13 protein-coding genes and 1 rRNA gene are annotated in these 16,740 nt (G+C 42.4%); 9 read left to right on the top strand and 5 right to left on the bottom strand.

The window, feature by feature from the left end:
* Positions 1 to 4 precede the first annotated feature (4 nt).
* Positions 5 to 119 (top strand): 5S ribosomal RNA (gene rrf / locus FTT71_RS11145).
* A 125-nt stretch (positions 120 to 244) separates the two neighbouring features.
* Here the strand turns inward: rrf and FTT71_RS11150 are convergent.
* Entirely contained in the window at positions 245 to 928 is a 684-nt protein-coding gene (locus FTT71_RS11150; protein ID WP_167845627.1) for a TIGR04219 family outer membrane beta-barrel protein, read from the bottom strand.
* A 169-nt stretch (positions 929 to 1,097) separates the two neighbouring features.
* Here FTT71_RS11150 and FTT71_RS11155 point away from each other — a divergent pair, with 169 nt between their 5' ends.
* The 3 genes from FTT71_RS11155 (at position 1,098) to FTT71_RS11165 (ending at position 4,702) form a co-directional block, all read left to right on the top strand.
* Positions 1,098 to 2,540: an aldehyde dehydrogenase family protein gene (locus FTT71_RS11155; protein ID WP_131262040.1), complete on the top strand. Its 1,443-nt coding sequence runs from the start codon at positions 1,098 to 1,100 to the stop codon at positions 2,538 to 2,540.
* A gap of 565 nt (positions 2,541 to 3,105) precedes the next feature.
* The gene (locus tag FTT71_RS11160) at positions 3,106 to 4,590 is read left to right on the top strand and encodes a sodium-dependent transporter (protein WP_104852799.1); all 1,485 of its coding nucleotides are present in this window, start codon (positions 3,106 to 3,108) and stop codon (positions 4,588 to 4,590) included.
* Position 4,591: 1 nt separating this feature from the next.
* Positions 4,592 to 4,702: a methionine/alanine import family NSS transporter small subunit gene (locus FTT71_RS11165; protein ID WP_004970370.1), complete on the top strand. Its 111-nt coding sequence runs from the start codon at positions 4,592 to 4,594 to the stop codon at positions 4,700 to 4,702.
* 302 nt (positions 4,703 to 5,004) lie between these two features.
* On the opposite strand, the gene rsmB is transcribed toward FTT71_RS11165, so the two are convergent.
* Positions 5,005 to 6,312, bottom strand: coding sequence for a 16S rRNA (cytosine(967)-C(5))-methyltransferase RsmB (gene rsmB, locus FTT71_RS11170; protein ID WP_180160952.1), 1,308 nt, complete (start codon positions 6,310 to 6,312; stop codon positions 5,005 to 5,007).
* Positions 6,309 to 7,271, bottom strand: a complete 963-nt coding sequence (fmt, locus tag FTT71_RS11175) for a methionyl-tRNA formyltransferase (protein ID WP_179994460.1) — start codon at positions 7,269 to 7,271, stop codon at positions 6,309 to 6,311. Before fmt ends, rsmB begins: the two co-directional genes overlap by 4 nt.
* Before the next feature lie 370 nt (positions 7,272 to 7,641).
* On the opposite strand from fmt, the gene ilvD (FTT71_RS11180) reads away from it, so the two are divergent.
* The 5 genes from ilvD (FTT71_RS11180) to FTT71_RS11200 all read left to right on the top strand — a co-directional run bounded on the left by ilvD (FTT71_RS11180) (position 7,642) and on the right by FTT71_RS11200 (position 13,604).
* A complete protein-coding gene (ilvD, locus tag FTT71_RS11180; RefSeq protein WP_019837334.1) occupies positions 7,642 to 9,471 on the top strand; it encodes a dihydroxy-acid dehydratase in 1,830 nt (609 codons plus the stop codon).
* A gap of 219 nt (positions 9,472 to 9,690) precedes the next feature.
* Entirely contained in the window at positions 9,691 to 11,376 is a 1,686-nt protein-coding gene (ilvD, locus tag FTT71_RS11185; RefSeq protein WP_004970362.1) for a dihydroxy-acid dehydratase, read from the top strand.
* A gap of 118 nt (positions 11,377 to 11,494) precedes the next feature.
* Positions 11,495 to 12,814 carry a hypothetical protein gene (locus tag FTT71_RS11190; protein WP_180160953.1) on the top strand — a complete coding sequence of 440 codons (1,320 nt, stop codon included), beginning with the start codon at positions 11,495 to 11,497 and terminating at the stop codon, positions 12,812 to 12,814.
* Positions 12,804 to 13,091 carry a chorismate mutase gene (locus FTT71_RS11195; protein WP_004970358.1) on the top strand — a complete coding sequence of 96 codons (288 nt, stop codon included), beginning with the start codon at positions 12,804 to 12,806 and terminating at the stop codon, positions 13,089 to 13,091. Before FTT71_RS11190 ends, FTT71_RS11195 begins: the two co-directional genes overlap by 11 nt.
* A 333-nt stretch (positions 13,092 to 13,424) precedes the next feature.
* Complete coding sequence (locus FTT71_RS11200; protein ID WP_004970356.1) at positions 13,425 to 13,604, top strand: hypothetical protein; 180 nt, start codon at positions 13,425 to 13,427, stop codon at positions 13,602 to 13,604.
* A gap of 279 nt (positions 13,605 to 13,883) precedes the next feature.
* On the opposite strand, the gene FTT71_RS11205 is transcribed toward FTT71_RS11200, so the two are convergent.
* Entirely contained in the window at positions 13,884 to 15,182 is a 1,299-nt protein-coding gene (locus tag FTT71_RS11205; protein WP_004970352.1) for a solute carrier family 23 protein, read from the bottom strand.
* A gap of 261 nt (positions 15,183 to 15,443) precedes the next feature.
* Positions 15,444 to 16,388 carry a GGDEF domain-containing protein gene (locus FTT71_RS11210; protein WP_180061065.1) on the bottom strand — a complete coding sequence of 315 codons (945 nt, stop codon included), beginning with the start codon at positions 16,386 to 16,388 and terminating at the stop codon, positions 15,444 to 15,446.
* Between the last annotated feature and the right edge of the window lie 352 nt (positions 16,389 to 16,740).

Raw genomic sequence — 16,740 nt, forward strand, 5'->3', positions numbered from 1 at the left:
TTGTGCTGGCGACCATAGCAAGAGTGAACCACCTGATCCCTTCCCGAACTCAGAAGTGAAACCTCTTCGCGCTGATGGTAGTGTGGGGTTACCCATGTGAGAGTAAGTCATCGCCAGCTCATTATTCTAAACACCCTCAACTAGCGTTGGGGGTGTTTTTTTATGGATAAAATAAAATGTTAAGAAGAATAAAAAACCCTTAAATATAATTTAAGGGTTTTAAACTTATATGAATATCAAATACTTAGAAATGTGCTTCTAAGCCTAAATATGGACCTTTAAACTCTAATTGAGTTTCTTGGTTGGAATCTTGATTCAGTTTAATGTCTAAGATGCGATAACCCGCTTTTAAACCGACATCCACCAGAATCGCATCAATAAAGTTATACTTAATTTCTGCTTGAGCATCACGCACTTCATTGTCACTATTTTTAGCGTAATTGGCTTCAGCTTTAGCACTTAATCCTGTAAATGGTAACTTTACTGCAGCTTCAGCATACAGCATTGGCAAAGTTTCACTGACTTCCTGAGTTTGGAACAGATTAGATTTTAAATCACCCTTAATGAGTTTAGCGCCAATCCCAACATCTGCTGCAACAATATTATCTAAAATTTCATAATATAAAATGAAATCTGAATAGTCTAAATCGAGCTGATGGGTTTTTACACCTGCAACACTTTGTTCACTTTCGGCCTGTAAATTGGTGTGTTTAATTTTTGCATTGGGCAAAAATGGCACAGGATGCTCGACTGAAACGCTAAAAGGTAGGGCATAATCATCATCAAGCTCAGGTGAGAGTTGCGTTTGAGTCCAGTCTGCACTGTATTTCCAGTAATCTAGGCTGGCTTTTACACCAATGATATCGGCATGCACCGCTGAACAACTAATTAAACTGCATGCTAAAGCAAAACGTTGTAATGTAAGCATATAAACTCTAGTATTTTGTCATCATTTGGGATGAATGGTGTGGTGTTGTATGTTCTCGTGACAAAAAATCATGTGAAATATTGTCCAACTTAGCGCATCATACATTTTCTAGAATCAAAATTCTTGTAAAAATATAGCTTAATTCGCGCCAAAAATAGAGGATTTCAGTATGCAAAATGTCCATCCACCTGTCGATTATCCGCTCTATCTTGCCAATAAAGCCGTAGAAACAGGGCAATGGTTAGCCGTTCAGCATAAATATTCTCAAAATTTATATGCGCGTGTCGCACTTGCCGATGCGAAAAGTATTGAAAAAGCCATTCGTGCAGCCGTAAAAGCAGAAGCCGAAATGGCAAAGTTACAGCCCTTTCAAAAACAAAAAATTCTGTTGCATTGTGTGCAGCGTTTTCAAAACATGCGTGAAGAATTGGTCGAAATTTTAATTGCCGAAGGTGGAAAACCACGTTTGGCTGCGATGGCAGAAGTCGAGCGTTTAATTAATACCTTCCAAATTGCGGCAGATGCGGTGTCACAACTAGATGAAGGGCGTATTTTGCCGTTGGCAGTGACGGCTGCTGCTGCGAATTATCAAGGGATGGTTAAGCATGTACCCATTGGTACCGTGTCTTTGATTAGTCCTTTTAATTTTCCGTTGAATTTAACTGCACATAAAATTGCACCTGCGATTGCCGCAGGTTGTCCTTTTGTATTAAAACCTGCCAGTGCCACGCCTATTTCAGCATTGAAAATTGCAGAAGTGTTGGCAGAAACAGATTTACCTAAAGGTGCGTTTTCGGTATTGCCTTGTGAGCGTGAACAAGCTGATGTTTTAGTGACAGATGACCGCTTTAAACTGCTCAGTTTTACCGGTTCAGATGTGGTGGGTTGGGATATGAAAGCCCGCGCAGGACGCAAAAAAGTAACGCTAGAGTTGGGCGGCAATGCAGCAGTGATGATTGAACCCGATACTGAATTGAATGATGCATTGATTCATCGCTTAATTGGTGGTGCGTATAATCATGCTGGGCAGGTGTGTATTAGTGTGCAACGTATTTTGGTGCATGCTGACGTATATGCCGAACTGAAAAAGAAACTTGTGAGCCAGCTCAAGAAAATTAAAGCGGCAGATCCTGATTTAGACAGCACTTTGGTCGGGCCAATGATTAAGGAAGCTGAAGCGCAGCGCTTGAAAAAGTGGATTGATAAAGCAGTGAAAAAAGGCGCAAAAATATTGGCAGGTGGCGAGCTGAAAGGTGTGATGTTTGAGCCGACTTTATTGGAACAGGTCGATCCAAACTTGGAGGTTTATAAAGATGAAGTTTTTGGCCCTGTTGCCATTTTGGAAAAATATTCATCTTTTGAACAAGGAATTACACGTATTAACCAAAGCCGTTTTGGTTTACAGGCGGGTATTTATACACAAAGCTTGGAAAAAATGCTGTATGCATGGGATCAGTTACAAGTTGGTGGGGTGATTATTAATGATATTCCATCGTTCCGTGTGGACAATATGCCTTATGGTGGAGTGAAAGATTCGGGTTTAGGGCGTGAAGGGATTCAATCTGCTATTCGGGATATGCAGGAAGAGCGTTTATTGGTAATTAAGCGTTAAGTATCTGATCTAATGATGCATCGTTATAAATAAAGAGAAAGGATGAGTTAACTCTGAATTTTGAGATGATTGATTACAGTGCTGTAGTTCGGTGAATAATAGGCTACAGCGCTGCTAAAATAGATGAAAATTAAAATAACTCAAATAGCATCAAAATTTCATTCCAAATAGTTATACGATTTATAACTAAAAAATCAAGTCAAAATGGAGTGGAATTTGAACGTTTGATTAAAAAAATGCATACAAAAAGCATCTTTCTAAGCAGAATTTACAGAAAAATTGTTCAAAAATGAGTATTGTTAAGCCATACAAAAGCGCAATATTGGGCAAAGACTTTAAGCAAGATTTTCCGAATATTTCGCTGTTTGACCTTTAGAATTTGATGCTCAAAAGGTGTGACTCTAAAGCAAACACCCAGATTTTCATTTTTTGCAGGATATTTTTTGCGTGCGCTAAAGTACCGTTATATAAAGTAAATTTAAGCTAATGAAAAAGTAAGTTATTTATATAAAAGGTCAGAATTAAAAAACAAGCAGCAAAAAATAGCCTGAAGTTTAGGTGTTCTATGACAGATTCTCGTGAGAGTTGGTCCGCGCGATCAGGCTTTATTATCGCAGCCATTGGTTCTGCGGTCGGGTTGGGCAATATTTGGCGTTTCCCTTATGTTGCCTATGAAAATGGCGGCGGCGCATTTTTAATCCCTTATTTAATTGCGATCTTTGCCGCAGGTTTGCCATTGCTGTTTTTGGACTATGCAGTTGGGCATAAATACCGTAAAGCACCACCAACCGCTTATAAAAAGCTCATGAACAGTGAAGCATTGGGCTGGTGGCAGGTGATGGTGACTTTGCTGATTGGTATTTATTATGCCAGCGTATTGTCTTGGGCAGGCAGTTATATGTTCTATTCCATTGGTCAGCAATGGGGAACAGACACTGAAAAATTCTTTTTCACAAGCTACTTACAAAATGGTGAAGGTTTAGCCTTTGGTTTTGTACCAACCTTATTTATTGGCTTAGTCATCGTATGGACGGTGGTGATGTTCATTTTATATGGTGGGGTGAAAAAAGGGGTTGAGCTGTCAAATAAAATTTTTATACCACTTTTGCTGATTTTGTTCTCTATTCTCGTGGTTCAAGCTTTACGTTTACCGGGTGCAGTCGATGGCTTAAATGCTTTCTTTACGCCTAACTGGGAAGCGATGGCGAACTATAAAGTATGGTTAGCTGCCTTTGGTCATATCTTCTTCTCACTTTCAGTGGGTTTCGGGATTATGTTGACCTACTCATCTTACCTAAAACGTAAAACCAACTTGACTGGTTCAGGCTTGGTGGTTGCACTTGCAAACTCATCTTTTGAAATTTTAGCGGGTATTGGTATTTTTGCTGCGCTTGGTTTCATGGCGTACAGCGCAGGTTCATCGGTAGATGAAGTGGTTTCGGGCGGTATTGGTTTAGCTTTTATTGCATTCCCGAAAATCATTTCAAGCTTGGGTGCAGGTGGCGATTTATTTGGTTTCTTATTCTTCGCCTCATTGACGGTTGCAGGGGTGACCTCAATGGTGAGTATTCTGCAAGTACCCATTGCTGCGTTCCAAGACAAGCTGGGTTGGTCGCGTAAGCGTGCAGTAACCATTATTGCGGGTGGTTCAGCTATTGTTTCAACCATTTTATTCTCTACCCACAGCGCGATTACTTTTGTCGACATCATTGACTACTTTGCCAACAACATTGGTATTGTTGGTGGTGGTTTATTGTCGATCATTTTGGTGACTTGGTTCCGTCGTCCATTGCTCAAAGAATTGCAGCAACACGTTAACCAATACTCAAGCATTAAATTGGGTTGGGGCTGGAATTTCCTATTAACCATCGTGACTCCGCTTTCATTGCTCGTGGCTTTAGGCTTAACCCTGAAATCTATTTTTGCAGAAGGCTATGGTGGTTATCCATTACACATTTTACTCACCGTGGGTGGTGGTACCGTGGTGCTCTTTATTATTGGCGCGGTATTGCTTAGCCGCTTAAAAGATCACGACGCAGCGGAGAAATAAGATGAATACATCTGCATTGGTGATGTTGATTATTTCAACAGTGGTACTTTGGGGTGGTTTGGTTTTGGCGATGATTCACCTGATCAAAAACCCAGATGAACTTGAAGACTAAGCATTTTACTGAACGAGTGCAATGTTGTAAGGCATTGCACAGCCTGAGCAAAAACAAGCACTGCTTTGTTTGCAGCGCAAGGCGCAGCGAAGGACAAGCATATTTTTTGCTGCTATTGCGTTATGTGCCAGTCATTTAGAATGACTAAATTTCCTGTCCCATGCCTTATATCAGCTAAAAAATATGCGTCGTCGCAAACATAGACGAAGTGTCAACAGACCCTAAATTAACCCTTGATTGATTCAAGGGTTATTTTTTGGGAAAGGCTATTAAATGAGAAGAATCGTTAAAACAGAAATAGCTTAGGCGGTTTTTTCAATACGACAATAATAAAAACCATCCCCGCGTCCTTGTTGCGGCAATAATTGGCGCCCATACAGTTGTGGAATGCCCCAATCTGCCTCAATTTTGACTTCTTTGGCATTTTGATGTTCGGAAAAGAATTGCTGCATTTGCTGTTCATTTTCGGCTTTTAAAACCGAGCAGGTAATGTAAAGCAAGGTGCCACCAACTTTGAGCTGTTGCCACATCTGCTGCAAAATCTGTTGCTGTAATACCACCGTCTGCTGAATATCGCTAGATTGACGCAGCAAACGAATATCTGGATGACGACGCAAGACTCCAATTGCAGAACACGGTGCATCCAATACAATACAGTCTACTGCTTCACTGGCATTCCATGTGGTTGCATCGGCAGCCAAAATTTCAACTTGCGCTTCTTGATTCAGTTGCAGACGTTCTAGATTTTCGCTGACACGTAACAGACGTTTGGCATCCTGATCTAAGGCAATCAATTTTTTAGGCTGAAATTTTTCAAGCAGATGCGCTGTTTTACCACCGGGTGCTGCGCAGGCATCGACTACCACTTTGCCATCTAAATTTGGCAAGAGCGTTGCACACAGTTGGGCATGTTCGTCCTGTACGGAAAATACGCCTTCATCAAAACCAGGCAAGTCTGGAATGTGCACATTTTGCAGCATCACAATACCGACTTCAGACACGGTGCAAGCTTCTGCAGCAATCTCTTGTTCCTGCAAAATTTCTAAATAGTCATCGCGGCTGATTTGGCGTGTATTGACTCTTAAAGTCAGAGGCGCGGTTTGCTTTAAAGTTTGCGTCAGTTGTTCTTGTTGTTCAGGCCAATCTTTTTTCAGACGTTTATACAACCAACTTGGCAAACCATGTGCCTGCGCCAAAGCCTTTTGAAATTCCGATGTTTCACGTGAAACACGACGCAGAATTGCATTCACCACACCGCTGAGTGCTTGATAGCCCAATTGTTTGGCTGCAGTTACGGTTTCAGAAATTGCGGCATGACTGGCTACACGAGTACAAAGCACTTGATATAAGCCGACATATAAACAGGTTTCAACAGTTTCATTGTTGAGTGGTTTCACCAACAGCGGCAAAGTAATGCTTTTTAGGGCATACCATTGACGCAAAGTGCCCAAAACCAGTTCATGAAACAAGGCGCGGTCACGTTCTGCGACTTTACTTAAATGTGCAGGTAAAACGCTCGCCAATGATTGCCCTTGTTGTACAGCCAATAGCGTACGGATGACTTGGGCACGCAAGTTCAAATGTGAGTTGCCTGATTCAGAATGGCTCATGCGAGAACTTGTCCTGTTTGAAGTTTTTGAGTTTGAATGATTTGCACAGGATTCAGCGGTTTAGCGCCTGGCCATTGCAACGAGCTTAAGCATACCGCTTGTTGATCGCCACAAGCGACGTGTACGCCTTGTTTGTCCAGTTTTAAAATTGTGCCTGCAGCTTTGCCTTGTGCAGATTCATCCGATAATGCTGAACCCCAAACGCGCAAGTTTTGAGTGTCATCTAAAGGGATAAACGCCACAGGCCACGGATTAAAGGCACGGATATTACGGTCAATTTCGGCTGCAGTTTGTGACCAGTTAATTTGCGCTTCGGCTTTCGTCAGTTTGTGTGCGTAGACCGTCAAGGCTTCATCTTGCACTTCACGCGCAGCCAAATAGTCTTGCAATTTTTGCTCTGAAGCCAATACTTCAACAATCGCTTCAGCACCTTGCTGTGCCAGTTTGTCATGTAAAGTGGCAGAGGTGTCTGTGGCAGTAATTGGGCATAGGGTTTTATACATCATATCGCCTGTATCTAAGCCTGCAGCCATTTTCATAATGGTAATGCCTGTTTCGGTATCACCTGTGGCAATAGCACGCTGAATCGGCGCTGCACCACGCCAACGTGGTAGTAAAGAACCGTGAATATTCAAGCAGCCATATTTTGGAGTATCTAAAACCACTTGCGGCAAAATTAAACCATAGGCAGCAACCACCATCACATCGGCATTCAATGCAGCCAATTCTTGTTGAGCCGCCAGACCTTCTTCAGTAGATGATTTAAAATGTAAAGGTTGATAGACAGGAAGATCGTGTTGTAGTGCCAATTGCTTCACCGCAGATGCTGTGAGTTTTTGTCCGCGTCCTGCTTTACGGTCAGGCTGGGTGTAAACCGCGACAATCTCATGTTCGGTGTTCAGGAGTGCTGCCAAAGCGCTTGCAGCAAATTCAGGCGTACCTGCAAAAACGATTTTCAATGGAAATCAACCCATAGTTTTAGATGACGCGGCAATTATAACAAATTGCGGCTCAAAGGTCGGAACGGGTTGTAACAAATCCACCTTGTCGCTGTGCTATAAATTATTATGATAAAAATTAGTAATGCAAAATTTAAAAATTATTCATGAAAGTTTTGTATTGCATTCAGTATGATCAACAAGGTGCTGTGGGTTCTCGTCACTTTTTATCCATCATAAAGTTGGTAAAGCAGCAGCCTTACTACCTCAAGCTGTAGTAAAATAGAAAGACTCTTAAACTATTTTGCAGTGATACAGATCTTGCAAACAGTATTATTTCGCCAGAATGAATTTCAGATTCATTTCAGCACAACCAAGTTGGAACTTTATAATGCCTGACTATCGTTCAAAAACATCGACACACGGAAGAAATATGGCGGGTGCACGCGGCTTATGGCGTGCAACGGGTATGAAAGACGAAGATTTCGGTAAGCCGATTATTGCGGTGGTCAACTCATTTACCCAATTTGTACCTGGCCATGTGCATTTAAAAGACCTCGGTCAAATGGTGGCAGAGCAAATTCAGGCGGCAGGTGGTGTTGCCAAAGAATTTAACACCATTGCTGTAGATGACGGGATTGCCATGGGTCATGACGGCATGTTGTATTCATTGCCATCGCGTGACTTGATTGCCGACTCGGTAGAATACATGGTCAGCGCACACTGCGCCGATGCAATGGTGTGTATATCCAACTGTGACAAAATCACACCAGGGATGCTGATGGCTGCTATGCGTCTGAACATTCCAGTGGTGTTTGTGTCTGGCGGCCCAATGGAAGCAGGTAAAGTCAAAATTCGTGGCAATGAACACGCGATTGACTTGATTGACGCGATGATTGTGGCGGCAGATGACAACTATACGGATGAAGAAGTTGCTGAATATGAGCGTTCTGCATGTCCAACTTGTGGTTCATGCTCAGGGATGTTCACTGCAAACTCAATGAACTGCTTAACAGAAGCTCTAGGTTTATCTTTACCAGGCAACGGTTCAATTGTAGCAACTCACGCCAACCGTAAAAAACTGTTTGATAAAGCAGGTCAGTTGATTGTGGAATTGGCCAAACGCCATTATGAACAAGACGATTACAGCGTATTGCCACGTTCAATTGCAACCAAAGCATCTTATGAAAATGCTATGACGTTGGACATTGCCATGGGCGGTTCAACCAACACCGTACTGCACTTGTTGGCGGCTGCCAATGAGGCAGGTGTGGATTTCACCATGGATGACATTGACCGTTTATCACGTAAAGTGCCTGTACTATGTAAAGTAGCGCCTGCAAAACAAGATGTTCACATGGAAGATGTACACCGTGCGGGTGGCATTATGTCTATTTTAGGCGAGCTGGATCGCGCAGGTTTATTGGACACTTCAGTAGGCACAGTTCACGAAGCGACTTTAAAAGATGCTTTGGATAAATGGGACATCATCCGTACCGAAAATGAAGACGTTTACCAGTTCTTCCGTTCTGCACCGGGCGGCGTACCCACCCAAACAGCATTCTCACAAGACCGTTACTATTCACGTTTAGATGGTGACCGTGACAATGGTGTGATTCGTAATGCAGAACACGCTTTCTCTAAAGATGGTGGTTTGGCGGTACTTTACGGCAATATTGCTTTAGATGGCTGTATTGTAAAAACTGCAGGGGTGGATGATTCTATTTTGAAATTCAACGGCACAGCACGTGTTTTTGAAAGTCAGGATGCTGCAGTAGACGCGATTTTGGGCGGTAAAATTACAGCGGGTGATGTGGTGGTGATTCGCTACGAAGGCCCACGTGGTGGCCCAGGTATGCAAGAAATGCTCTATCCAACCAGCTATTTGAAATCGAAAGGTTTAGGCAAAGAATGTGCCTTACTGACCGATGGTCGTTTCTCGGGCGGTTCTTCAGGTCTTTCAATTGGTCACGTTTCTCCAGAAGCGGCTGAAGGTGGTGCGATTGGTCTGGTTGAAGATGGTGACCGTATCGAAATTGATATTCCAAACCGCAGCATTCACTTGGCGGTAGATGACGCAACTATGGCGGCACGTCGTGAAGCGCAAGAAGCTAAAGGCTGGCATCCTGCAGAAGAACGTCCACGTAAAATTTCTAAAGCGTTGAAAGCTTATGCCATGCATACCACCAGTGCGGCAAAAGGTGCGGTACGTGAAATCTAAGCAGTACTTGGCAATTTAAGCTGCTACAAAAAAGCACTCCAAAATTGGGGTGCTTTTTTTATGAGCCTGCATTGAGCAATGTTAGTAGTGCAGCAAATTTGAGCAATGAAATTAGACAGGCATTTTCGTTTACATCCTGCCCGCTTTCGATACAATGAAAAATAAAATAAATCGTCATGATGAGCACGTCATTTCACCCATCTTGCTAAGGAATCAGCCATGAGTAAACAGAATATCCGCGAACATTCAGCCGAAGTCTATGAAGGCATTGAAAATGCACCTGCACGCTCCATGATGCGTGCGGTGGGTTTTAAGGATGAAGATTTTACTCGTCCATTTATTGGCATTGCATCGACTTGGGCCAATGTCACACCATGTAATATGCATATTGATGGCTTGGCGCGTGAAGCGGAAACAGGCGTGAATCAAGCGGGTGGTAAAGGCATTATTTTCAATACCATCACCATTTCAGACGGTATTTCAAACGGCACCGAAGGCATGAAATATTCACTAGTTTCACGTGAAATCATTGCCGACTCAATTGAAGCCGTGGTGGGTTGTCAGGCCTATGATGGTGTGATTGCAATTGGTGGCTGCGATAAAAACATGCCAGGCTGCATTATGGGACTGGCGCGTTTAAATCGTCCGGGCTTGTTTGTTTATGGCGGCACGATTAAACCGGGTGCAGGACATACCGATATTATTTCGGTGTTTGAAGCCGTGGGTCAGCATGCCAAAGGTGAAATTAACGAAATTCAGGTCAAACAAATTGAAGAAGTGGCTTTGCCAGGTGCAGGCTCTTGTGGTGGCATGTACACCGCGAACTCTATGGCATCGGCCATTGAAGCATTGGGCATGAGTTTACCAGGGTCTTCGGCACAAGAAGCTGTTTCTCAAGATAAAATGGATGACTGCCAACGTGCAGGCGAAGCAGTCATGAATCTGTTACGTCTGGATATTAAACCACGTGACATTATGACCAAATCTGCCTTTGAAAATGCCATTAAAGTGCTGATTGCTTTGGGTGGATCGACCAATGGTGTACTGCATTTAATTGCCATGGCACATTCTGCAGGGGTTGAACTGACACTAGATGATTTCGTGCGTATTGGTCAGGAAACTCCAGTGGTGGCCGATGTACGTCCATCGGGCAAGTATTTAATGTCGGAGCTGATTGCCATTGGCGGAATTCAACCACTGATGAAACGTATGTTAGATGCAGGCATGCTCGATGGTTCTTGCTTAACGGTTACAGGTAAAACTTTGGCAGAAAACTTGGCCGATGTTGCTGATTATCCTGAAGGTCAGCAAATTATTTTACCGTTTGATGCACCAATCAAAAAAGATTCGCACTTGGTGGTTTTAAAAGGCAACTTATCGCCTACGGGCGCAGTGGCAAAAATTACAGGCAAAGAAGGCTTGTATTTTGAAGGCCCTGCGCGCGTTTTTGAAGGTGAAATTGGCGCGATGCGCGGCATTTTAGATGGTGAAGTGCAAGAAGGTGAAGTGGTGGTGATTCGTGGTGAAGGCCCTAAAGGTGGCCCGGGTATGCCAGAAATGCTGAAACCAACTTCTGCAATTATTGGCAAAGGTTTGGGTAATTCAGTCGCGTTAATTACCGATGGACGTTTTTCGGGTGGCAGTCACGGTTTTGTGATTGGGCATGTGACCCCAGAAGCGTATGAAGGCGGGCCAATTGGTCTGGTGAAAAATGGCGATAAAATTTCGATTAATGCCGAAACCCGTGAAATGACTTGGCATGTGTCGGAAGAGGAAATGGCAGCACGTAAAGCGGCATGGGTCAAACCAAAGCCAAACTATACCCATGGTGCATTGGCGAAATTTGCTAAATTGGCATCGGGCGCAGAAAAAGGTGCAGTGACTGATCTGAATTTAGAGGTCTAATTGATCATTTTTATATGAATTGATATAAATCCTTGTGTACTATTGAAGGACGAGCGCACATGATTTGCATGTGGCTTGTCCCCAAACCACAAGGATTTTCTTTTTAGAGGCTGATCTCATGTCACTGTTACGCCGTTGGTTCGATCCGATCAGATCGAGTTGGTTTTATCAAAAACCATCTCGGCAAGCGGTGTTGCCCACGGAACACGGACTGAGTGTGCATTTGCGTCTAGATGATGTATATAGCTATTTGGCGGTACAGCAATTGCCGCAATTAGAAGATATTCTGGCCGATGAATTAAAACCTTTAACCGTGGTGATTTCGCGGCAAAGTGGCGATGCACCGAATCAAATGTCGGCTGCAGAATGGCAAAATTACTGTATTCAAGATGCACAAATTCTTGCCAAACAACATCGGTTTAGTTTTCACGATACCCCTGAGCCACCGACTGCAGAGGCCTTAATACAGGCAGAAACCATTTTGCGGCATACCCCGTTACGTGGTCAGGATTTCTTGTATTTACTCGAAGATGTGTTCCATATGCTGTGGCAAAAGCAGTCGGGTAAATTACGCACCTTATATGCTATGGCCAGCCGTCATCATCAAATTCAGGATTTTCCTGAACGAATCTTTAATGATGCACCTGTATTGGCCAGTTATTTTGAATTTGGTGGACGTAAATATCATGCCGTAGATGATTTATTGCGTCTAACCCGCCGTTTAAAACAACAAAAATTACTCACCGATAATCCTATTTTCTTGATCAATCACATTGAATGGCGAGAACATTTAATTAGTGATGCCGAAGAACTCAATGAAATTCAGGCACTCGACCCTGAACTGGATTTGTATATTGCACTGGAAGACCCGATTTCTTGGTTGTTATTGGCGTATATCAAAGAAGAATTAGCTGCCTATTACAATATCCATTTGAATGTGTATCCCTTGTCTTATCATGGACGCGACTGGTTTGACTGGAGTTTGGCGACGCGATTATCTAAACGTACTGATGTTGCGTTTACGCCGTTTTGCCGCCCGACTGAGCAGGCGACTTATCAAATGGCACAACTGTATTACAGTGCGCCTGAAGAACAGCGTGTGGATGCCATGTATCGCATTTTGCAGGCGGTATGGACGAGGGGACAGGATTTATCCTTTAAAGCGCATTTTGAGCGTATGCAGCGTGAACTGGAGTTAGATCAACTGACCACAGCCGATGTGACCGAGTTGCTCAAAGAAAACGATATGCTGTGTGAAATGAAATCTCAGCCCGATTTTCCTGTGTTGGAATTGCGCATAGATGGGCAAAGCTACGTGTTTAACAGCTTATATCGGGTGTGGATGATTGAAAGTATTTTCAGTAATGTGTTAGAAGAAAAGTATAAGAGTGAAAACGAAACCGAAACTGAAAGTGTAGCCCAAGCCCATGAACAATGAAAAAGTAAACTCATTACAACAAGCACGTGACAAAATAGACCAAATTGATGTGGCTTTAATTGAACTGATTGCATCGCGTCAGTTTTATGTCGATCAGGCCATGCGCCATAAACAGACTGTGGAAGATGTACAGTCACCGCAGCGCGTGAAAGAAGTGATTGAAAAAGTCCGTACTTTGGCTGTGCAACATGCAGTCGATCCTGACATGGTCGAGCGTTTGTATCACGATATGATTCAGCATTTTATTCAGCGTGAATTAAAAGAATTTCGTCCTTAATTAGCCTATCTCTAAGCAGATCTATCCCTAAGTTTGGGCGATGCTTCAAACGCAGCCCAAACTTTGCGTTTTTGCGGTAAAACCGCGTATTTATATGCCATCTTGGTATTCAAAGCATAATTTTTAAAAATAATTTGCTTATTTTTTCTGCAGGTGGTTTTAAGCGCAAAGCCTTGCCTGTCTTGGCTTTGCTGGGTTTTTAAAAAGAATTGGTAAAAAAAAGAATATGATTTTATTACATTTTTTAATATTGTAAGTTTGCTTTATTTTAAAAAGTATATATATTGTATATACATCTTTTGCAAAGCAGTCTTTATTTTGGAGAGATCAGCAATGAACGAGCAAATCAAAAAAATAAAGACAGGCAAGAAAGATGGACAACTTTTAATTCGTATTAATAGTACTGAACGTGATGAATTTATTCGTTTATGTGAAGAACTTGATACTAGTGCTGCTCGTGAATTAAGAAAATTTATTCGTAGTTTTGTGAAACAACACAATGGCAACGAATAGCCTTACTAAGGAGTAATACCATGGCTAAGCAAGTTAAATCTTTGAAGCAACAAATCAAAGCACGTTTGAAAAAGATTTCAAAACATAAAGGCAAATTGAAGCAACTTAAGCAAGAGCTTAAAAAACAGAAATAAGCCAAGTAAAAGCATTATCTCTTAAAAACGGTTCATTCTAGACAGACCGTTTGAGGTAAAAAAAGACCGAACAATCACTGTTGTTCGGTCTTTTTGCATTGTTTCGGCATTTACTTAGGTTCAAGCAAATGACCGCAAGTTCTGATTAAGAGGGATCACGCAAACTAAAGAACCAGTTCAGGAACAAGGCTGCAAAAGTTGCTGTCCCAATCCCGCCCAAGTTAAAGCTGCCCAATTGCAACGCAAAGTCACCCGTTCCTAAAATAATGGTCACGGCAGCCACCATCAGATTTTTGTTTTTAGAAAAATCGACTTTGTTTTCAATCCAGATTTTCGCGCCAGCAATGGTAATCAAACCAAATACCACAATCGAAGCGCCCGTTAAAATGGCGGTAGGAATGGTATGGATAATTGCCCCAAATTTTGGTGATAAGCCAAGGAAAATAGCAAAGACCCCCGCCACCACAAAAATAATCGTGGAATACACGCGGGTAACAGCCATCACCCCAATGTTTTCACCATAGGTAGTCATACCCGGTGCACCGACACCACCTGCAAGGGTTGTGGCAACACCATCGGCTACAAAGGCTTTACCAATGTGTGGATCGAGGTTTTCACCAGTCATGGCACCTACTGCTTTAATGTGTCCCAAGTTCTCTGCCACCAAAATGAAGGCAATTGGGGCAATAATCAGCATGGCATTCACATCAAATACAGGCGCATGAAAGTCTGGTACGCCAAACCAAGCGGCTTGCTGAATCGGTGCGAAGTTAATTGGCGTCCCCCAACCCATGACATTGGTGACTACAAAATAGATCAGATACGATATGAGCAAGCCAATCAGGAGCAAGAGGCGTTGCAGTAAACCTTTGGTAAATACGGCAATCATGCCCATACATAGCACAGTCACCAAGGCCATCCACATATTAAATGGATTGCCTGCAACCGCTTTGACCGTGACAGGAGCAAGGTTTAAACCAATGATCATCACCACCGCACCTGTTACCACAGGTGGCATTAATTTTTCAATCCAGCGGGTGCCAGTAGCCATCACCAAAAAGCCAATCAGGGCATATAAAATACCGCAGGCAATAATCCCGCCTGCCGCGACCCCAATATTGGCATTTAAACCGCCTGCTGCGCCTGCATAGCCTGTTGCAGCAATCACCACCCCAATAAAGGCAAAGCTTGAGCCTAAATAACTTGGAACGCGCCCACCTGTCATGAAAAAGAACAGGATGGTACAAATCCCTGACATTAAAATGGCAAGGTTCGGATCAAAGCCCATTAAGAAAGGTGCAAGTACAGTAGCACCAAACATGGCAAACGCGTGTTGTATCCCCAATACAACGGTTTGTGCAGGCGGTAGATACTCATTGGTACCTACAGGACGTGCATCAATGCTGCCTTCATAAGGGCGCCATTTGGGAAACCAATTGGACATAAAGTAAGCACTCAAAAGCTAAATTGAGCACATCATACCCTTGTATTGCATAAATTTTTTAAAAATTTTGCGAGGAAACTGACCAGCTGCTTATTTTTAGGATTAAATTTTACTATTTGATAAAATTTACATTTAATATAAATAAGTAATTTTATTTATAAATTTAAAGAATGTATTGCCGCATCAATGCGATGAATCCAGACTAAAAATAAATTTAATTGCACATAATTTAGGCTGAATTTTAGACACGCAACGTATGTCTTAGTCAATGTCTGCTTGCACGTTATTACGTCCACTTTGCTTAGCTTTATACAGCGCTGCATCGGCGCGTTGAATCAGTTGATGCAGATGTGCACTCGAGATCGGTTCTGCACTCAAACCAAAGCTTGCGGTAATTTGAATGTACTGTGCCGCATAGGGAATACGATGTTGTTCAATGGCGATTCTGCAGCGTTCCAGTACATTTTGGGCAATTTGTGGTGAGGTATTAGAGAAAATAATCATAAATTCTTCGCCACCAAAACGTCCGATAATATCTTCACTGCGCAGATTTTTTTGCAAAATTTTGGGGATTTGCTTGAGAACCTGATCACCGCCATCGTGTCCATAGCGATCATTTACTTGCTTAAACCAGTCTAAATCGAGCAGGGCAAGGCAGATGTGTTCTTTGTTTTGCCCCGCCAATTGTTTTTGATTCACCAGTTGGTTGAATTTTATGCTTAAACCGCGTCGGTTGAGAGTTTGGGTGAGTGGATCAAGCAGAATTAGTTGTTGCTGATGTTCTTCACGAATCATCCAGCGTCCCAAAAAAGTATTAAATAAAATGGCCAACAGAACACCAATGATGGTGCTGCCAATCAAGTTATTGATGAGCATGAAATTTTGGAATTCCGCACTGGTAAACGTATAGGGCTGAAAAACGGGCGCATAGGGGATAATATTGCGCAAGGTCAGCAAAGAACCACCGTAAAATACCACCAAGCAGGGAATGGTGCCCCAAAAGATAATGCTGCGTTTAAACAACAATAAGCCTGTAAAAATGGAGCCAATGGTAAATACGCCTGTGAGTACCGTCATTTGACCCAGAAAATAGCCAATACTCATGAGTGAGCTGCTATAAAAGCCTAAACACAGAATTGGAAAATAATAGAGTGTGGTCTGATTTTCAGGAATACGATAGCTGATGACATATAAAGACCAAGGCAATCAGCAAATACAATATTAAACAACCCAATACCCATGGCAGCATGTATGGGGTAAACAGGGGTTGGCTTTGACTGAGCCAAAGTACCACTAAAAAGAGTAAATGAAAGAAAAAAACCAAGCCACTGACGACACGTGATTTTTGGATGTTATTTAAACTGAGGAGATTTTTATACCCTTGAAAAAATAAAAAATTTTTAGCTTTAATAAAGTCGTCATTGTAGAGCTTTCTGGCATAGGCAAGTCCAAACTCTTATTTATTGTCTAATCTAAGCATAATTCAAATAAGTTGAGACAGAAATCATAAAAAATGCCAGTTATCATGTTTTTTTATGATTTTTTCTACTTAGCCTAA

Origin of the sequence: Acinetobacter sp. YH01004, from assembly GCF_013420455.1 — a bacterium.
In the GTDB taxonomy this organism is placed as follows: domain Bacteria; phylum Pseudomonadota; class Gammaproteobacteria; order Pseudomonadales; family Moraxellaceae; genus Acinetobacter; species Acinetobacter towneri.

Excerpts from the sequence above, each read along its gene's own strand:
- ilvD (WP_019837334.1), top strand. The coding sequence starts at position 7,642 with ATGCCTGACTATCGTTCAAAAACATCGACACACGGAAGAAATATGGCG.
- rsmB (WP_180160952.1), bottom strand. The coding sequence starts at position 6,312 with ATGAGCCATTCTGAATCAGGCAACTCACATTTGAACTTGCGTGCCCAA.
- FTT71_RS11165 (WP_004970370.1), top strand. The coding sequence starts at position 4,592 with ATGAATACATCTGCATTGGTGATGTTGATTATTTCAACAGTGGTACTT.
- FTT71_RS11190 (WP_180160953.1), top strand. The coding sequence starts at position 11,495 with ATGTCACTGTTACGCCGTTGGTTCGATCCGATCAGATCGAGTTGGTTT.
- FTT71_RS11195 (WP_004970358.1), top strand. The coding sequence starts at position 12,804 with ATGAACAATGAAAAAGTAAACTCATTACAACAAGCACGTGACAAAATA.
- FTT71_RS11160 (WP_104852799.1), top strand. The coding sequence starts at position 3,106 with ATGACAGATTCTCGTGAGAGTTGGTCCGCGCGATCAGGCTTTATTATC.
- FTT71_RS11155 (WP_131262040.1), top strand. The coding sequence starts at position 1,098 with ATGCAAAATGTCCATCCACCTGTCGATTATCCGCTCTATCTTGCCAAT.
- FTT71_RS11150 (WP_167845627.1), bottom strand. The coding sequence starts at position 928 with ATGCTTACATTACAACGTTTTGCTTTAGCATGCAGTTTAATTAGTTGT.
- ilvD (WP_004970362.1), top strand. The coding sequence starts at position 9,691 with ATGAGTAAACAGAATATCCGCGAACATTCAGCCGAAGTCTATGAAGGC.
- FTT71_RS11205 (WP_004970352.1), bottom strand. The coding sequence starts at position 15,182 with ATGTCCAATTGGTTTCCCAAATGGCGCCCTTATGAAGGCAGCATTGAT.
- FTT71_RS11200 (WP_004970356.1), top strand. The coding sequence starts at position 13,425 with ATGAACGAGCAAATCAAAAAAATAAAGACAGGCAAGAAAGATGGACAA.